Origin of the sequence: Nostoc sp. WHI (assembly GCF_015714725.1) — a bacterium.
Classification (GTDB): Bacteria; Cyanobacteriota; Cyanobacteriia; order Cyanobacteriales; family Nostocaceae; genus Nostoc.
In genome coordinates this window covers 1-17,172 of sequence record NZ_WBKM01000066.1, presented here as the reverse complement: position 1 = coordinate 17,172, position 17,172 = coordinate 1, and the positions used below count along the sequence as shown (strand labels likewise).

At 41.8% G+C, this 17,172-nt stretch carries 7 protein-coding genes and 2 pseudogenes; 2 read left to right on the top strand and 7 right to left on the bottom strand.

Annotated features, from left to right (window positions below):
* Positions 1–583 precede the first annotated feature (583 nt).
* Positions 584–2,269 (top strand): lysine--tRNA ligase, encoded by a 1,686-nt coding sequence (lysS, locus tag F8S12_RS06805; RefSeq protein ID WP_196515565.1) that lies wholly within the window; start codon positions 584–586, stop codon positions 2,267–2,269.
* Positions 2,270–2,411: 142 nt separating this feature from the next.
* Here the strand turns inward: lysS and F8S12_RS06800 are convergent, their stop codons facing one another.
* The 7 genes and pseudogenes from F8S12_RS06800 to cax form a co-directional block, all read right to left on the bottom strand.
* Positions 2,412–7,760 carry a translocation/assembly module TamB domain-containing protein gene (locus F8S12_RS06800; protein ID WP_196515564.1) on the bottom strand — a complete coding sequence of 1,783 codons (5,349 nt, stop codon included), beginning with the start codon at positions 7,758–7,760 and terminating at the stop codon, positions 2,412–2,414.
* Between the two features lie 822 nt (positions 7,761–8,582).
* Complete coding sequence (locus tag F8S12_RS06795; protein WP_196515563.1) at positions 8,583–9,077, bottom strand: ureidoglycolate lyase; 495 nt, start codon at positions 9,075–9,077, stop codon at positions 8,583–8,585.
* A 35-nt stretch (positions 9,078–9,112) separates the two neighbouring features.
* The gene (locus F8S12_RS06790) at positions 9,113–10,132 is read right to left on the bottom strand and encodes an RpoD/SigA family RNA polymerase sigma factor (protein WP_230967841.1); all 1,020 of its coding nucleotides are present in this window, start codon (positions 10,130–10,132) and stop codon (positions 9,113–9,115) included.
* A 693-nt stretch (positions 10,133–10,825) separates the two neighbouring features.
* Positions 10,826–10,921 (bottom strand): annotated as a pseudogene (locus tag F8S12_RS42255) (DUF3172 domain-containing protein); the annotation flags it as partial.
* A gap of 446 nt (positions 10,922–11,367) precedes the next feature.
* The gene (locus tag F8S12_RS06780; protein WP_196515562.1) at positions 11,368–11,781 is read right to left on the bottom strand and encodes a hypothetical protein; all 414 of its coding nucleotides are present in this window, start codon (positions 11,779–11,781) and stop codon (positions 11,368–11,370) included.
* A gap of 280 nt (positions 11,782–12,061) precedes the next feature.
* Entirely contained in the window at positions 12,062–14,545 is a 2,484-nt protein-coding gene (locus F8S12_RS06775; protein WP_196515561.1) for a single-stranded-DNA-specific exonuclease RecJ, read from the bottom strand.
* A 150-nt stretch (positions 14,546–14,695) separates the two neighbouring features.
* A complete protein-coding gene (gene cax, locus F8S12_RS06770; protein ID WP_196515560.1) occupies positions 14,696–15,787 on the bottom strand; it encodes a calcium/proton exchanger in 1,092 nt (363 codons plus the stop codon).
* A gap of 530 nt (positions 15,788–16,317) precedes the next feature.
* Between cax and F8S12_RS06765 the strand changes: the two are divergent.
* Positions 16,318–17,172: pseudogene (locus F8S12_RS06765) on the top strand (DUF3536 domain-containing protein); the annotation flags it as partial.

The following is a 17,172-nucleotide window of genomic DNA, read 5'->3' as shown; positions in this document are numbered from 1 at the left end:
ATTAACTGTTTCATCTTTCTCATCCCGCCAGAAAATCAAATATGTTTTTTGTATGGGTGTTGAGGATGATGAAATGCGCGATCGCATTCCTGCGTAACGCTACGCAAACGGCGGGCTACGCGATCGCACTAACAGCTTAGTTTAATACAAAGAGCGATCGCTTGGATGAAAGTCATTGTAAAGAAATGATACCTTTCCTGCGTAACGCTACGCAAACGGCGGGCTACCCGATCGCACTAACAGCTTAGTTTAATACAAAGAGCGATCGCTTGGATGAAGGTCATTGTAAAGAAATGATACATTTCCTGCGTAACGCTACGCAAACGGCGGGCTACCCGATCGCACTAACAGCTTAGTTTAATACAAAGAGCGATCGCTTGGATGAAAGTCATTGTAAAGAAATGATACGTTTCCTGCGGAACTCTAGGCGAAGGTGGGCTACGCGATCGCACTGACAGCTTTAGTACAAGAAGCGATTGCACATCACTTTTAGGCGATACTATAATCTGCAAAGTGCAAATATCTCTTATTCTCAACTTTTGCAGCATCTATAATTAATCTTGCCCCCTGAAAGTTCGTTACCATGTCGGAAGAAGATATCCGTGCCGCCAGGCTAGAGAAAGTAGAACAACTTAAGCAGTTAGGAACTAACCCCTATGCCTATCGTTGGGAATCTACCCATCATGCAGCGCAGTTGCAAGAAAGATTTGCCGATTTACCCAGTGGTGAAGAAGTTGATTTAGAAGTTGCTATAGCCGGACGCATTATGGCGCGTCGCGTTTTCGGTAAATTGGCTTTCTTCACCTTGCAAGATGAAACCGGCACAATTCAGCTTTATTTAGATAAAAATCGCATCCAAGAAGGCATGGCAGATATTGATGCTGATGCCTTCAATCACCTGAAGCAACTTACAGATGCGGGTGACATCCTGGGAGCCAAAGGCACTATTAAACGGACTGAAAAGGGCGAGTTATCTGTTTACGTTAAACAATATACTATCCTCACTAAATCCCTGTTGCCTCTACCCGACAAGTGGCATGGATTAACGGATGTTGCCAAGCGCTACCGTCAGCGTTACGTTGACTTGATTGTTAACCCGGAAGTGCGGCAAACTTTTCGCCGTCGCGCTCAAATTACTGCCGGTATTCGTCGCTATTTAGAACAACGGGATTTTCTAGAAATTGAAACGCCTGTTTTGCAAAGTGAAGTTGGGGGTGCAGATGCACGTCCATTTATCACCTACCACAACACCTTAGAAATGGAATTGTATCTGCGAATTGCCACAGAACTCCATCTTAAGCGGTTGATTGTGGGTGGTTTTGAAAAGGTGTTTGAATTGGGGCGAGTTTTCCGCAATGAGGGAATTTCAACTCGCCATAATCCCGAATTTACGACGATTGAACTTTACCAAGCCTACGCCGACTACAACGATATGATGGCGCTGACTGAAGGGATTATTACCACTGTCGCCCAAGAGGTACTCGGTACATTGCAAATCACCTACCAAGGGGAACCTATCGATTTAACACCACCTTGGCGGCGGGTGACAATGCACGATTTAGTTAAAGAATTTACGGAATTAGATTTCAATTCGTTCCAAACTTTAGAAGAAGCAAAAACAGCAAGTAAAAATGCAGGTATTCCTGGTATAGATGAAGCCCAATCAATTGGTAAGTTACTAAATTTAGCCTTTGAAGAGAAGGTAGAGGCCAATTTAATTCAACCTACCTTTGTAATTGATTACCCTGTAGAAATTTCGCCCCTAGCAAAACCGCACCGTTCTCAACCTGGTTTGGTGGAAAGATTTGAGTTATTTATTGTCGGGCGAGAAACTGGCAACAGCTTCTCAGAACTTACCGATCCCATCGAGCAAAGAGAACGCTTAGAAGCCCAAGCTGAAAGAAAAGCTGCTGGCGACTTAGAAGCCCAAGGTGTAGATGAAGACTTTTTGACAGCCCTTGAATACGGTATGCCACCTACTGGTGGTTTAGGGATTGGGATTGATCGGTTGGTAATGTTATTAACTGATTGTGCCAGTATTCGGGATGCGATCGCCTTTCCGTTACTCAAGCCTGAAGGCAGCGTTATTAAGCAATTTAGCTATGATCCAAAAACTCAAACACTGACTATTGAATTTGATAGTGGAAGTGTTTACGAGTATTTCAAAGTACCTCTTAGTGTCAAGGAAGACTTAGACAATGCACCATCTAAAGGTCAATATTTTAACAAGTTTATTAAAGGGAAATTTAAGTTTGAACAATTGAGTTGAGATAGTAAGTGCTATCAACAGTATGGTGCGTTATGGCTTTGCCTAACGTACCATTTTTATTGCTGAAGCTGCACTCCCATAATCTATTGATATTCCTTATATTTAAGTCCCGTTAATAATAACTCTGGAAAATAACTATAATCTAAAATCGGGTTTCATACTCAACTAAGAATTGATTTTCATCCCCCAAATTAGTTGAGCCTCGCATCAAAATTTCGTCGTTGAGTCGATAGAGGACATTGTAACGCAAAGACTCATCTGTAGCTAAAGCCCGCGATAAAGAGGCAGATAAATTTCTATTAATATTAAACACACCCTCAGCTGATAAATTCAGAATTGAAGCTCTTGCTGTTTCATTAGTAGCAGGAGTGGGAAATATCCGAAATTCGCTGAAACCAACAGCCTGTCCGATCGCAGTAATAGTTCCTTGTAAACCACCTAAAATGGTAGAGCTAGCGAAATTAGTCAACCCTTGTGTTGCATTTGTTTGACCAAAAGAATTCAGAATCGAGCCACCCAGCAGAGCAACTATTTCTCCCTTACTACGGCTCGGTTGACTCGTCAGTTCCAGATTTTCGCCCAATTCACTAGCTGGCCCGTTAACTCTTGCTTGAACACGAACGGTACGTAAAGTACCAAAGTTAGTAGCAGAAACATCGCTGACTTCAGCAGACAATGGTGATTCCAAAATTTGACTATTTCTTGCCGATGCTTCCGGTACAATTGCGGTAAGTCGAACATCCAAAGTAGGGTCAAGTCCTTGACTTGGAATAAACCGCGCAGTTTGTTCGTAGCCCCGTGCCAAGGCAAACTCAGTGGAAAATATACTAAGTCGTCCTCCTGTTAGACGAATCACTCCTTCAGGGAGGGGCTTGGCTAAAGTACCATTGATCGTCAGGTCGCCTTTCGCCTCAAAGTTCAGTATGGGCTGACTCAATGCGGCTCCTCCTGGGACAAAGCTCAGTAGGGACTCAGTAGTAACACGAATATCGTCGTCTAGAATCAACTTTAAATCTGCAAACTCTATAGGTAAATTGGGTGGAGTTACTGCGCTAGTGCTACTTTCTGGTGTGGTCACTGGGCTAACGCTACTCTCTGCTGTAGGTATGTCAACCTCTTCTCTATTGATGACGTTAGTGTTAGCTTCTGTTGTGGCTGCTGATTTTGCCTTATCAGTAGAGTTTCCAATGATCACCTGACCATCACTTAGCTGAATCTCTCCACCAATTACAGGTTTTAGCGCTGTTCCGCGAATGACAACATCGCCACTGACACCGCCTTCATACAATTCTGCAAGCTTAAAATCCAGTTTGTCTGCTATTGATACTGTGAGGGGATTCGCTGCGGCTTGTTGTGGCTCAAAAATTGGGAGGATACCTGATGCACTTATTTGCCCTTTATTGTACGTGCCTTCGATACCTTGGACACTCAGTGTATTGCCATTAAATAGCGCTGTCCCTGTGACATTTGTTAGGGGTTCAGCTAAGGCTTGAGCGCGAAAAGTTGCATTATTAAGTGTGGCGTTTCCGTTAATAATTGGTTCGTTTAAAGTACCTTGAACATTTAAATCCACTTGTCCTTGACCGTCTACCCAAGTGACTTGATTGTTGGTAAACAGGTTTAACAGTGCCAATCCTTCATTATTAACTTTGGCGTTGATGCTGATTTGATTGCTATCTGGTTCCACTGCGGCAAAAGGTAACGGAGCTGGTACGCTACCTGTAATTGCAACTGGCTGTGTTCCTGTCACTAGTAAGGTGCCATCAAAATTCAAACGAGCTTTGTTGTAATCAAAGTTCGCCTGTCCTGTTTGCACAGGTTGCTTGTTGAGAGTCGCATCCGCCAGCGTCACTTTCCCTTGAACTCTAGGATCTTGTAAACTACCTCCTAAGGTGGCATCAGCATTTACCTTACCAGTAATATCTATGGGGTATTTTTCGATAAAAGGCTCTAAAAGTGATAGAGGTAGACTTGCTACATTCAACTTTCCAGATAGTTGCTCAGTTCCCAACTGTCCTGAAAAAGCTACTAATCCTTGATTTATCCCAACACTCAACGGCGAAAGCGTGACGATCCCATCGGCAAAATTGCCTTGAGCAACGACTTGATTAATGGAGTATTCACCCCATTGCCAGTTAGCACCTTGAAAATTAAAGCCGACATTCAACCCAGATTTTAACGAGCCATTAGCTGTAATTGCTCCGCTCAAAGCACCAGTTAATTCTGCAAGGGTGGGCAAAGATGGGGCTTCTTTTCTCTCTTCTTGCTGTTGTTTTGCAATCGCTGCTGCAATATTAGAGAAATATGCTAACTGTGTTTTTAAATCTGCATTGGGCAAACTGATAGACTCAGTGTTAAGTACTTCTGCTCCAGCTAACTTCGGAGGCTGCAACCCGGTACTAAGGTCTTGAAAATCGAAGATATTGAACGCTTGTAAAAGTCTCTCGATTTTAGTTTGCTCTAAATTAGCTTGAAATTGAAATTGCGGGTCATTCCCTGTTTGCACATTTCCACTCAGGGCGATATTGCTGTCTGCAATCCGCAATTGACCATTAGCCAAGCTAGCAGCACCATCAGCATAATTGATGCTGCCACGAAATTCATCTGCAGCAACTCTGGCAACACGAGGCTGCGCGATCGCAATGTCTCCCGTAACTGCATAATTATTTAGATTGACAACTAAATTTCCCGATAATTGCCCCGCCAAAGGTTTCAACTGATTGTTAGGTAAAAAGCCGCCAACAAGAGCTATGGGAAACTGTTGGGCGTTGATGAGCAAGTTATCTCCCTCAGTTCTACCCGTTGTAACTGCCTCATCCCGCCGAACTAAAAATGAAGTTGGGCGATAATCTGCACCCAGGTTAAGTGCAATCCTGTCTCGCTTCCCGGCTAATCGCAGACTTGCCCCCTGTCCCCCTTGAAATTTCACGTTTCCAGTTAAAACTGGGTCAAACGCCAAGTCACTGACATTGAAATTTCGCAGCCAGATATTGCCAATAGCTTGCGGAACATCTGGAGTGCCTGCAACTTGTCCCTTAAAATCAAGTAGCCCCCCTAACGCCACATCACCAGGAACTTGAAAGCCTGTATTTTTTAAGTTGAAATTCTGCGCCAGTACATTTAAATTAAATCCGGCAATTTGGGGTGCGCCATTTGGTGGAGACTGAATAGCGATCGCACCATTAGCACTCAATCCTGGGGTACTTGCGTTTTCAACGATAATCTGCTGTCCATTCCACTGAAATTGGGCGGTAAGCGGTTTTGCCAGCAGTGCTACCCCTTGGGACAGGCGGATTTGTCCGGCGGCGCGAATATCTGCAAGCTGGAAAGATTGCGTTGTGCCTGCTAACTGAATATTGCTATTGAGCCGTCCTCGTAGTTGTGGTGAAAAACGGTTTACTTGAATTTGGGAAGCGTTGACAACTCCTTGCCAGCGTTGTTGTGCAACCTGACCTTTAGCTCTAATTGTCCCGCCTGCCACATTCACAACTGCATCAGGGAAAAGGATATTCTCTCCTTGTTGAGCAACAACAACTCTTGCTGTAGTGGGATAGGTGGCGCTAGGCGCTTGCACCCGCGCTACTGTTTGCAGATTGCTCAGAGTGCCGGAAATCTTGGCATTTGCCGATACATTCCCAATGGTGATGGCGGGTGAGGATTTGTACGCTTTAGCGATCGCATCTCCTGGTAAATTTTTGGCTTGCACATTAAATGATACCCTACCTTCTGGTGCAAGCTGAAGTTGACCGTTGGCTGTAACTTGCCCTCCCACCTCTGGATTTGCCAGAACGCGCTCAACATTTACATTTAAGGGTTTATCCAGTGAGCCAGAAATTTTAGCGTTCGCAGATATACCACCAATATTAATTGGAGTTGAAATATTATAACCTTGAGCGATCGCATTTCCTGGTAAACCTTGAGCTTGAATGTCTACGCCTACTTGCCCTTGGGGAGCCAGTTGAATTTGACCACTGGCTGTAATTTGCCCCCCTATTGGCGGCGTTACCTGAACACTGGTAATATCAAGTTTCAACGGTTGTTTGCCAAGTGAGCCAGAAACTTGGGCTTTTGCTGAAATATTTCCAACTGCGATCGGAGGAGTAAAGCCGTAGCTAAGTGCCAGTACATCCCCTGATATACCCTCAGCTTCCACATTAAATATTACATTGCTTTTTGCGCCCAGTTTAGCTTGACCTTTACCTGTAATTTCACCGCCTGCTGTTGGCACTAATTTCAAATTAGAAACGTCAATTTGAGATGCAGTTTCAGATACATTCAAACGAAAGTCAGTGTTGATGGTTTTGAATTCAACGCGGTCAACTTGAATAGGTTTTGTGCTACTTGCGGTACCACTAAGGACTGGCTGCTTAAGTGGGCCTAGTACTTTAATATTTGCTTGAATTTCGCCACTAGCTGCCACGGGTGAATTCACATTCAGCGTATCTAAAATATTTTTCGCACTAACTGGTTTTATCTGAGCAGAAATATTAAAACCTGTTTGAGTATTAATTGTTCCATTTGCCAGAATGGGAACTTTGCCAATATTCGTACTCAGATTTTCTAAAGCAACTGTCTGACCCTGAAATATAAATCTTCCATTAAAATTAGAAACTTGCTGAGGAATATTTTGAATTTTAGCAGTTATTTGATTAGCGATCGCAGTTCCCGTAACGGCTATTTCTGACAGATTTGGTGGAATCTGAACCCCTAAGTCAGCATCTAAGCGCCCTGCTTGCAAGGCAATTGGTAACTGAATTAATCGACTGATATCAGACGCTTGTAAATTTTGTGTTTGAAGCTTCAGGCTAGTTTGCTGAGTTTTTAATTGTGTCTCACCAGCGATTTTAACCGCGCCTCCTCTGGGGAGTTGACCATTCATGTCATAACCAATCCTTTGGTTTTGATCTGAAAATCTGGCAACACCATTGACTTGAGTTAATATTACTGAGCCTTTCGGTTTAGTTGGTGCGGACGCTGACAACAACTCCACATTTCCATCTTGAATTTGAAGTGTTTGCAATTCAGTTTGAATAGCACCTTTTCCTTCTCCAGCCTTAACTTCAGCAGTAACCCAACGACCATCTTGATCTTGTTGAATGTAGACATTGGGCTGAACTAATGTGACATTTAATGCCAGTTTTCGCGTTAAGAGCAACTCCAAGGGCGAAAACTGCACATCCAAGGCTTTTGCTACAACCTGGTCTGAATCAGTGGGAGTTGCTGGTATCGATAGAGAGCTAAATCTCAGACTAGAGAGCGAAAAACGTTCAACTTTCCCTACTTTTACTGGACGCCCAAGTAATTGCTGGAGATTTTGCTGTACTAACGGTGCTAAATCTTTATATACATAACTTCTAGCCCACCAAGCACCAACTATAATTCCAACCAGCAAAACCCCACCCAGACCCAAACTGGTACGTCCTAAAAGAAGAAGCCACAGACGACGATTAGATGGTTTATGATTATTTTCTGAATTTGGAGAATGCGTCATTATCCTTACCAGTACTTTTATCTGGGTGAGCAAAAAGACAGATTAGCCGTAGTTGTCTCAGCCGATTACAAGCTATGGCTTCACAATATATGTCGAGTAATAAATTGTTACCCGACATGAATTTTTTCGCCTTTCAATTTGAAAATTTCATCTAGACTATAATGCTTGATTAAGTAGAGCAGCGTGAATAATTCAATGTTTGTAGTAAGGACTTTAGTCCTAATTTGAGGGCTGAAGCCCTCTCTACGAGACGCTACGCGAACACTACGAACTCATCTTAAGATTTTTACATTACTTAATCTACTTTGATTTATTCTCACCTACTTACTTAGCACTTTCTATATTTCTGCTTTACCTTTTAAAATTCTCTGGTCGTCCAAATAATTATTTGATAAACTTCATCTCCTTATATATTGTGGTTTTTTTTTACTGCATATGTATTGCCAAAGGAACTAAGTTTTGTAAAAAAATTAATATCTTTAGATAGATTTTATAAATTTAGATTAAGTATTTTTGATTCAAATTTTAAACAATACAATTTAATATTGAATTACTCTATGTGTACTCTTGTATATACAACCCTGGCTAGAAAACTCAACCTTATAGAATATTACCTAGTATAGATGTTATTTAGCTTAGTGGGCTTTACACATACACATATAGCTGTGAAAGGCTTAATTTAATTAGATAAGTAGGGCAACTTCTAAGAGTTGAAACCTCGGAATATAATTGTATTGAGTCATTTAATTTTGGACTAAACTAATTAGTCTTACAAACCTTCCTCAACTAAACAATCCCATGAAATAGACGTAATAATTTTATCTACACCATTTCAAATTCCAACTGATGACTCTTGACAAAATCATGAGTGAAATGATCTACCACATTCGTATCAGCAAGTTCCAAATTATAAAAATCTATAGTCTCATGGTCAAAATATGGCCCAGCGTGCCAAGTACCCTCATGTAACTTGATAAAACAATTTCCTGGAATGCGGAAAGCAGCAATTTCCTCTAATGCTGGTTCATTCAGATCATTATTAGGAGGACAAACCGCCATTAACCAATCCTTTCCTTCCAAAGCACCCAAACATTGAGTGCAGTGTACATGGCGAGTAATTGTGTTGAACTTCCGCCCTCTTTTATCCAACCGCATAATATAAAATCGCGGGATTCCATTTTGCAGGTTTAATTTCGCATCTTCCGCATCGTAAGCTTTGCCATCAAGACTTGCACAAATCACCTGTCCGTAACGTCGGAAGTTTTCAGAAGTTACCCATTGTGTCTGCAATTGTTGCACTGTTTGTAATGTGCTCATATCAAATTTTTTTTGATGCCAAAAAATAACCTACCTCAGCTAGCTAGATAACTACGTACTTGTTCCTTTTGGCGTCGTAGGAGACTGAGAGCTTTTTGTTCTATTTGTCTGACTCGTTCTCGACTAATACCCATGCGATCGCCAATCTGTGCTAAAGATAGTTCATATCCATCACTCAGACCAAAGCGCAAGGTTAATATTTCTCGCTGCTGGGGAGACAGTTTTGCCAATAAGTCTTGCAAGTCTTGATGAAGAGATTCTTCAACAGCGTAATCTTCGGGAGAAGGGCCATCATCCTCCAATATGTCCTGCAATTCTGTATCTTGTTGTTCACCAACTCGCGCCTCTAGGGAGAAGGGTTGACGAGCCAAGTATAAACACTCTCGAACCTGGATAGGTGTCAAAGATAAGGCGTTGGCAATTTCCGCAGTATTGGGAACCCGACCTAGCTGTTGAGATAATTCTCGCTGCACCCGCTTAATTTTGTTCAGTTTCTCAAATACGTGGATAGGTAAACGAATTGTACGTCCTTGTTGAGCGATCGCTCGTGTGATTCCTTGACGAATCCACCAGTAAGCGTAAGTTGAAAACTTATAACCAAGAGCGGGATCAAATTTATCTACTCCTCGCTCTAAACCCAAAGTACCCTCTTGAATCAAATCCATAAATTCCAGGTTGCGGTGCTGGTATTTCTTCGCCACAGCTACCACTAACCGGAGATTAGCCTGAATCATTTTCTGCTTGGCTTGATGTCCTAAATGTAGCTGTTGCTCTAGCACTTCAACACTTAACTCCACCTGATCTGCCAATTCTTGCAGTGTAGGTTGGTGCTTTAATTTCTCAGCCAATTCTTCCTTAGCCGCGAGTAAATTCATCATCTGCTGCACTTGTTGAGCAAAAATAACCTCTTGATCTCGATTCAACAAATCTACACGCCCGATCTCTTGCAGATAACTACGCACAATATCATCTGTAGCTCGAGGTTTTTTATCTGCGGCTAAAGTTTTTTTCTTCGTTTTTTGAACTTCGGTAGGTGGAGATGTTAAATTGCTCATGGTTATTTGCTCCTCTGTAACCTCATGAATTTATTGGTATCAAGTCTAGATATTGAGACTCATAGCCATTTCAGACTGCCAATACTGATGAATTCTTGCCTAATATACATTACAAGCTAATTGTTGGAGATAATAAACCCAAAATCAACCCACCCACTAATACTAACATTATCACCACTGATAAATCAATTACCCAAAGTATCATTAGCATATCATTTGAATTAATTAAACTCGTTTATTATTGATTTTTGCATATCTTAAAAGATAATCATGTCTATCTTATAGAAAAAACTAAAAACTTGCACGATCACATATTTAATTACGAAAAAAATCCTTAACAGTAAACCTAAATATAATTCCCAATGATCAGATAGCTTGTAAATCTGTTTTTTGTAATCTATCCTCCTTAAGAGTCTGGTTAAATTTAATTTTTGCTAAATGAAGAATTAAATAGATCATAAAAGTGTCCATTTTGTGCATTGGATTTTTTGTTAGATAATCCAATCATCTGCTTAATAAAAGCTATCATAGTTTTCTAACTGTATTTTAATAAAAAAATGGCGGTATAATTCTCTAACTTTCTTTTGAAAACAAAAATATTCAAGCTATATTTCCAGTCATTTGCCTGTTGGGAAGCCACTAGATTTTTTGTTGTAGAATTCCCCACTAGCTATTACACAAAACACATTCAAGTTACATATACAGGCACGTAACATAAACTTTAAAGAGATTCAGGATCACAAAGACGCGGATATCTGTGACAATTGCGCTTGTTCCATACTGGACGCAGACATCTGCATTGGTGCGGTATTATGAATGTAATTACTGCTAGTGACATTCTTTCGACTAAAAGTGGTAACAGTGGTCACATTAACATCAAGGGCAATACTTGGCAATACAGCAACACCCTCGATCGCCACTAAATATCGTATTGAAGCGAAAAGATTTACATTTACAGGTGGTTAGTTGAGCGTTATGCAGCATAACTAATACCATTCCACAAAATACTAACGACAGATCAGTAGTCGGACAGAATTAATTACACAATTAGGATTTACGCAAAACTACACGCGCTCTGGGGCAATTCATGAATTGCCCTTAAGAAGAAAATCATTCTTTTCGGCTATTTTCGGCTATTGTTTGCGTAAGTGCTTACAATGTCATTGTGCTAAAGGTAGCTATGCCCAAAGGGGTATTATTGCGGGATCTGGATCAACTTTAAGAGGCTACCTAGATCAAAATTTAGTAACTGTTACACTAATACCAGAATCCAGTTTAGGAACCTTAAAATATTCAATTGGCTCACTACTTTGAGAACTTTGGGTATTTGTTGGCTTCTGACATTGCTTAAAAAAAGCGCCTGGGTTATTGATGATCTCAAGCGGGTTAATGTTTTTGCATCCTCCCTCCTGGACTGCCGAAAGGGATTCAGCAGCTTGTTTTCGATTATTAGTTTGTCCAACAAAATTACTCCATGTAGTGGTAATCGTAGCTGGTTCCGTCAACAAAACTTCAGCCTGATTGCGTAGGCGTAGCCCGTCGTAGACATCGCCTGTTGGAATGGGAATATTCTCTTGGTTGGCATAAGCACTTTGTGTGACTGCGAGTGCGCTAATCACAACGACTAAGGCGATGAAGTAAGATTTCATAATCAACTCTCTTGAGATTACCAGTTTAATAATTACAATTGGCTAGATACAGAAATCGGAAAATAGGAGACTAGTGTAAGGACTTCAGGCTAACACAGGTGGTAAGAAGTATCCCTAAACTTCATTAAAATCACCCTAAGGGGATGTTTAAAAAGTATTTGGCTGGGATTTTAGGCACTTATTGATTCCCCCTAGCCTTAAAAAGGCTACGGTGTACACACAAGTCATTGAGTCACAGACTCAATGAATGCATTCCCAGGCGGAACCTGGGAACGAGAAATTAACCATTAAAAACTGGAGGCAGAGTTTCACTACGTTCAACCCAACCTACAATGCTACTGACTTTTAATTCTTGACTTCTGACGATCGCCATAATTGTAGATAGAGGCACTTCGGCAAAGTATTGTTGCTGAAATTGTTCTTCTTGGATAGCAGCTAAAAATTGGGAAATAGCTTCATCAGCATGGTTTTCTGAGTTATTAATTGCATCCCAACTAATTTGTAAATAGCGGTCTTGTAATTTAACTGTGAATCCCAAATATTTTAAAGCTTTGATTCCCCAAAATAAAGTTTGATCCCTTATCCCAAGTTTCTCTAAAAGTTGGACGCGGGTAACTGGCTGATTTGTTCGACTGAGATATTTGGCAATTCCGACAAGAGTTAACCAAATTTGATTAGGTGGTTGCTGGTTGGGTTTAGACCAAGCGATCGCTAGTTGTTGATTATTGTAGAGCGAACGTCTTAACCATGCACGTAAATCATCCCAGTTTGTGGGACAATCTTCGAGAATCAGTGCTGAGTTATGAGTTTTGAATTCTGAAGATTTCGGATTACTAAGATTACGCCAGTCTAAAATAAAATCTAGATTATTTGTGCTGGTAAATTCAGCAGCATTTGCACAGGGACGCACTGCCAATAACCTCACCTCATAATGAGGTTTTATCCCTTTATTTGTATCTGCGTAAGAATTGTAATCAAGTTCCACAATCACATCACAACGACTTTGGGGAACTTCATCCCGGTAGTGTCCCCACCAAATACCTGGAAAGCCGACTTTTGAAGAGTCATCCCGAATTTTGAACTCTGTTTTGATATATTTAACTTCTTTTCCTTTAGAGTCTCGAATATTGCGATTCCAAGTATTTTCAAACCAGCAGTTTTGAATCAGCAATTTCGGCACAGGATTACCCATTCCACAAGGTTCTAACAATTTCAGTTCTAAAAATAATTCTTTCCCTAAGTCTGCGACTGTTAATGTTAAGTCTGCTTGCAGAGTTGGCGTTAGAGTTGTACCACCTAAAGATTGCCGCAATTGCTGATTAATCGCTGCTGTAAATAAAGGAATATTCTCAATCGGCAAACTCAAACCTGCTGCAAAGGGATGTCCGCCAAAGCGATGCAACAAATGTGCTTGGTCTTTCACCAGTTGGTATAAATCGACAGAATTTACAGAACGGGCAGAACCACGGGCTAGGGATGGGGGAGTAGGGAGTAGGGAGTAGGGAGTAGGGGTAGAATCTTCCCTATTCCCCATTCCCCATTCCCTACTCCCCAGTCCTTCTGTACTTAACAAAATCGTCGGGCGACCTGTTTCTTGTGCGACTTGTCCAGCAACTAAGCCCAGTACACCTGCTGGCCATTGGGCATCTTCTAGGACTATGACGCTGGTAGTTGATAAGTCTAATTGGGTGAGTTTTTGTGTTACTTGCGCTTGCACATCTTTTTGCAAAGATTTGCGGCGGGCGTTAGCAAGTTCTGTAACTTCGGCTAATTCGTTACAACGTTTGGCATCCCGACTAGTTAATAATTCGACGCAGAAACTAGCATCACCTTGGATACGACTGACGGCGTTAATTCTTGGCCCCAAACCAAAGGAAATATCTGTGGGGCGATCGCCACTTTTCTGGCATAATTCTAATAATCGCCCGACTCCCGGACGGCGACGGGCTGCGGCTGGCTGTTTAAAATCTTCTTGCAGTCGTTGAATTCCCACCTGCGCCAAATAGCGACAATCTCCACTTAGCTGCACCAAGTCGGCAATTAATCCTACTGCCACTAAATCTAATAAATCCTCTAACGGGTGTTGCGGTACATTGGGCATTTTTTGATAAAGGGCTTCTACCAACTTATAAGCTACCGCCACTCCAGAAAGATGAAACAGCTGATGTTCCCTTGGCAAATAGCGGGGGTTAATAATTGCTGCGACGGGTGGGCGTTCTGCGGGTAATGTGTGATGATCTGTAACTATTACATCTATACCCAGTTGTTTTGCATAAACAATTTCATCAATGTTTGTGCTGCCCGTGTCGCAAGTAACTATTAATTTACAACCTTGTTTTGCTAAATTATCAATTCCTTGATTATTGAGTCCGTGGGATTCTTTAAGACGATTGGGAATGTAGTAAATTAACTGGGTATTTTGGACAAAGAATTCTCCTAACCCATCCCAAAGTACAGAGGTGGCGGTAATCCCATCGGCATCGAAATCTCCCCAAATAGCAATTTTTTCTTTGTTATTATATACCTGTTGCAACCGGGCGATCGCGAGGTGCATTTCTTGGCCAAACTCAAACGGACTCGCTGGTTGATAAGTTTTATGGTTGACAAAAGCTGCTAATTGTTGATTATCTTTAATTCCTCGTTGCCACAACAATTGTGCTGCATACAGTCCACTTGATGCAGGTGTATACTGTTTCACTGCTTGAATGAACTTCTCCGGGGGTTGTTCAGTTGTTGCAATAGTCCACTGCTGTTTTTCTGGCATACAAAGAAAGTTAGGAGTAAGAAGTTAAAAATCGATAACTAAAAATGTTTATTTTCGCTATCTATTAGTCAGCTTTTGCCATAACCCTGCAACTTGTTTTATTAGATATTTCGTGAAATTGTAGCACTTCTAGAAACTTGTGCTAGCTAACTATCCCACAGCATCCATAACTGGATGGAAGTAGAAGGCGAACCCTAATACTGTATAGGCAGCTAATAACAAAGTACCTTCGAGCCAATTGGACTTACCATCGGAACTAATACTGTTTGCAATCAACACCGACACAACCACAGCTACTAATTCAAAGGGTTTGAAATCCAAATCCATTGGTTGACCTAATATCCGCCCTGCTATAACTAACACTGGCGCAACAAATAGGGCAATCTGCATACTTGATCCCACAGCTACCGAAACCGAAAGATCCATCTTATCTTTCATCGCCACGGTGACTGCTGTGGCGTGTTCAGCCGCATTACCAACGATGGGAACCAAAATCACCCCTGTAAACAGCGCTGTCAAACCTAACTGAGATGTGGCTACTTCTAAAGAATCAACTAGCATTTCTGACTCAATTGCCACTAGCAAGGTACATATTAGCAGCACGCCAACCCACAACGCCATATTTGGTTTAGCATGAGGGGTTTCCTCTGCTTCTGTCTCCGCTACACCCACATCATATAGATAGGAGTGGGTTTTCATTGAAAATAGCAGCGTTAGGGCATAAACCAGAATTAATACTACAGCAACGGCAATAGAAAGATTTTGCAGCGTTTCTTCATTAATTCCTTGAGAAGTGTAATTCATCGCCGTTGGCATCAGAATAGCAATCACTGCCAAATTCATCGAAGCAGCATTCACCCGCGCCACAATTGGCTGAAATGTCTGTTCTTTGTAACGCAGTCCTCCTAAAAGCATGGAAAAACCCATCACCAGGAGTAAGTTACTAATAATCGATCCCGTAATACTGGCTTTGACTACATCTATTAACCCAGCGTTCAGCGCCACTAGAGCGATAATTAATTCTGTAGCATTGCCAAAGGTGGCATTTAACAAGCCCCCCAATGATGGCCCCACTACAACAGCAATTTCTTCTGTGGCCGTACCCATCCAAGCTGCTAAGGGCAGAATTGCTAATCCAGCTGTCATGAAAACTATTAATTCTCCCCACTCCAGAAAGTGAGCTGCCAGAGAAACCGGGATAAACAGCAGCAAAACGAGAAGAATTATGTTTTTAGTTGACATTTGTTGTCTTAAGTTGAGGGTATCATTCACAGCGAGCAATCCTAAGTTTTAAATTTGGAGTGTTGAAGTAAAAATCACTTTCACTCAGCACTTCCATAGGATACTCTCAACCATCTGTAGAGCAATTCAGAAATTTTACTGTTTTCCATTCACCACTGCGGATATTATGTAAAATAAGATTGCGATTTAAGTGGCTTTTGTAATTTTTTGTTGCTAAAGTATGAATTGGGTTAACAGTCTTACACCAGAAATGGGGTTTAATATATTAAAAGACAATTAAAATTTTGATTGGGACTGCTAACGAAAAACCCCTAACTGAGGCGTTATTCAATGGCGAATTACTTTGAGCCTTCAGGAAAAGGGCTGTACAATAACGCAGATTTTCCACTACAATAAAACCGATTTATCAAAAATTTGGCTGTATTTCCTAGTTGTCGTTTATACCGAGTTCTGTGTGCAAACCATTGTAGAAAGGTTTACGCACAACGTTTTCGGTGCAACTGTAAGCTTTTTGTTTTGGATAAATATACATGACTTCTGCTGCCCAAATGCCAGCTAGCTCTGGCTCAACATTAACATTAGATTCAGATCCCAATAACACTCACGAAACCGATCCTCTGAGAAAGGCTAACGGTGTTTATGTGACGGTGCATGGTCATTTTTACCAGCCACCGAGGGAAAATCCTTATCTGGACGCGATTGAACGCCAACCGAGCGCTGCACCTTTCCATGACTGGAATGAGCGGATTCATTGGGAATGCTATCGCCCGAATGCTTTTGCTAGAGTCTTAAATGACCGAGGCGAAGTAGTAGAGATCGTCAACAATTATGAGTATTTTAGTTTTAATATTGGGCCAACGCTGATGTCGTGGCTAGAACGCTACGATGTGGAGGTTTATCAGCGGATTTTGGAGGCGGATGCGAAGAGCGCTCATCGCTTGCATGGTCACGGCAATGCGATCGCGCAGGTATACAATCACATTATCATGCCTCTGGCGAACGAACGCGACAAATATACCCAAATTCGCTGGGGTAAAGAAGATTTCCGCTCCCGCTTTGGACGCGATCCCGAAGGCATCTGGTTAGCAGAAACAGGTGTGGACTATGCCACTCTAGAAGCTCTTGTTGCTGAAGGCATTCGCTTCATTATCCTTGCACCTTCTCAAGCACTGCGTTGCCGTCCCCTCCCCACTCAAGATCATCCCAATCCTGAATGGTACGAAGTCGGTGGAAGTCAGATTGATCCCACCCGTCCCTATCGTTGTTATTTAAAGCCCACACTTAGCACTTCATCTTCACCTCTGAGTGCGATTAAGGAAGGGAGTAGGGAATTGGGAGTAGGGAATGGGGATAGTAACCACTCCCCACTCCCCACTCCCCACTCC